Annotated in this window: 3 protein-coding genes; all 3 read left to right on the forward strand. The window is 31.4% G+C overall.

From position 1 onward, the window contains the following. Positions 1-65: 65 nt before the first annotated feature. On the forward strand, positions 66-521 hold the full coding sequence (locus KA856_RS13110) for a hypothetical protein (protein WP_011303606.1): 456 nt from the start codon (positions 66-68) through the stop codon (positions 519-521). A gap of 1,590 nt (positions 522-2,111) precedes the next feature. Further along, positions 2,112-2,315 carry a hypothetical protein gene (locus KA856_RS13115; protein ID WP_107525548.1) on the forward strand — a complete coding sequence of 68 codons (204 nt, stop codon included), beginning with the start codon at positions 2,112-2,114 and terminating at the stop codon, positions 2,313-2,315. A 31-nt stretch (positions 2,316-2,346) separates the two neighbouring features. Then, complete coding sequence (locus KA856_RS13955) at positions 2,347-2,622, forward strand: hypothetical protein (protein WP_245337655.1); 276 nt, start codon at positions 2,347-2,349, stop codon at positions 2,620-2,622. Positions 2,623-2,794: the final 172 nt, after the last annotated feature.

Consider the following 2,794-nt stretch of genomic DNA (forward strand, 5'->3'; position numbering starts at 1 on the left):
CCGTTTCTCGTGATGAGTTCCAAAAATATCATTATGGCAAGAAACAATGGTAAGGATGTGAGTATATGCTAACAACAATCAAACAATCAGATAATAACGTTAAATATAATAAGCAAAAGAATCGAATTACAGTACAAGCACTTACGACAGATAAACCTGTAGAAATGGGAACGACCAAAACAGTAGATCCTAACTATCAGACATTTAAACCATATGAGTTAGATAACAATGTATTTCAAGCATTAAAAGACAATGACAAGCTATGTGTGATGTTAGACAACAATAAAGATAGTAATATCCTAGCATCGATACATCGTGGCAATTTAACTGTCGTAGTCAATAAAGGACTGTATGGACTGTCTATAGAAGTGGATGACAAACCAATTATGCAAGAATTTATAAAGTTAGTGCAGCAGAACAAAGTTAAGAGTGTACAAATCTATACAGATGAAGTGACATCGATGAATAAGCTCATTGAAAAGATTGGTAAAATAAAAGCAATTTCTATTAATACTAGATAATATAAAGTAGCATTATGACGGCGTTCATGGTATAATATAGATATTAAAGATATACTAAATCTTTAATGGTGAGCGCTCAGTATTAAAGTCTAAATTAGCCATTGGCATTTAACTCCTTGTTATTTTCATTAGTTCCTAGTTCTTCTGTACGTTGGTTTAGGCCATCACTATTAATTGGTGGTGGTCTTTTCTTAAAGCATATATGTGAAAGTAATCACAATGATATATGTGGAACGCATTCAATGTGTAGCAGATACTTCAACATAGTATATAAAAGCACATGCAGTTATAAGACCCAAGTATTAAAGGTGCAGGCAAACAATGAGCATAGATAATAAAGCGCCATCTGTTATAAAGTGCCCAAGCATTAAAGACACTGTGTATTAAAGCACACTGCTTATTAAGGTGGATAGTTTAGAGGACTGCACAATAAAGTACGCAGTGATTAAGCTACCTACATTAAAGGTCAGACTATTGAACACAGAGTTTATAAGGTCATTACATTAAGTGATCAAACTCATTGTGTAAAGAGTTCCATTTGTTTGTTGTGATTGTTCATTGATAATAAAAGAGAAGAAACAAATTATAATTTAAAGTGATTCAATCAATTAACTTAAATCATTTGTTCTTATTTAATTAACATTAATTGTTTGTTGATGTTCTTCTGTTTAGTTTCATTGTTGATTGTGTTCTGAATATAAATAATTTCATTTGTTGAATCAATTGTGAAGTTCATTTATCAAATCAAAAAGTAAATGTTAAAGATAAAAGTAAATTGAGATTTGAATTACAAAAATGTTTGTGAGAATAAATTTAAAAAGTAAATCGAAAATTAAATTAAGATTCTGATTTCAAATAAAAAATATAAATATTAATTATTGTTATTAGATGATAAGTAACAACAATATGAGAAGCACAAACGAGTTACTAATCGTGAATGGTTTGCTTATATACAATGGTGTTTGTAGCCATTTAGAGAGTGATACAGCGCATGTATAGATGATTATATATTAAGTGTTACAAGCTGTTAAATAGTGTGTGAAAGCTGCTTAAATAGATGAATTAAAAGCGAAGTTTTTAGCGATAAATATAATTGAATAAAGTAAGTGTGAATTAAATACTATGAATAAATTTAATGGGATAGATAATTTAATCGGGCAGTGAAAATAATACTGGAGATTATAAAAAAGAAAATGAAATTTGAAAAAATAATTTCTAAATTTAAAGGGAGGCGTTGAATTTGCGCCTAGCCTTTTTAAAAATGAATTAAACGAGCCCGCCTTATCTGTAACCGCATCTTGAAATAAAAAGTTAAAATTGTGTAATTTTTCACAATATATGCAGGCGATATAGATTAAATTTAAGTATATAACGCCCTATTATCAAGATAATCATGTTCTCAACGCAATATAGGGCTTTTCTCAGTAGCGATTATCGATGAATTAGTAAAGTTTTTAAAACATTGCTGGTCAATCTATTATCGAGATTGGACGTAGGTTACACACAAAAAGTTTTCGGATATACAAGCGAAACTATTAGGCAAAGAATTAAAGCTGCTGAAGTTTTTGGAGAAGATGAAACCAACGCGCGTTGGGATTTAGGTACTCAAAACGTACTATCAATGAACGTATTCAAACAGCAGAAACTTTTGGAGAAAATTTTGAGCGCGCGCGCGCCCAGTTAGGGCATGGGAAAATGAGAAACTTAGCAACCATGCCCAAAGAACAACGAAATTACGTTATAGAAAACGGTGTTGAAACAGAAATTGGATTTAAAAAGCAAAAACGTTTATAACTATATTCAAATTTATAACGAAGTGCAAAATTTGCACGGCGATCAATTAGAAAGTTTTGAACAACTTCCCAAAAGTTTACAAATAGAGGTTTCTAAACCATCGCACATTCCAGAATTGAAAGAGAAAGTTTTAGACGGCGACATCAAAACTCATAAAGAATACAAAGAACTAGAACGCCAACTCAAACAACGCGACGAAGAAAAATCTCAACTCGAATCACAACTTGAACAAGCACAACGTTCTGAATCAATTGCACGTAAGCAACTAGAGGAATATATTTCAATACATAATATTTATAGGAGATGATATAAATGTCACAGAGAAAACTATTATCACAACAAAAAGCTTATCGTACCAAAGATGTACAAGAACAAAGAAATGCGACCGAGAAAGCTATGAATGAGCTTACACCTTTATCAAAAGAGCCACCCGATTTTTTAGACGATGATGCTATTCGAGAATGGTATAGAGTGCTTCC

The sequence above is a fragment of the Staphylococcus sp. GDB9P120P genome, from assembly GCF_017893435.1.
GTDB lineage: Bacteria > Bacillota > Bacilli > Staphylococcales > Staphylococcaceae > Staphylococcus > Staphylococcus cohnii.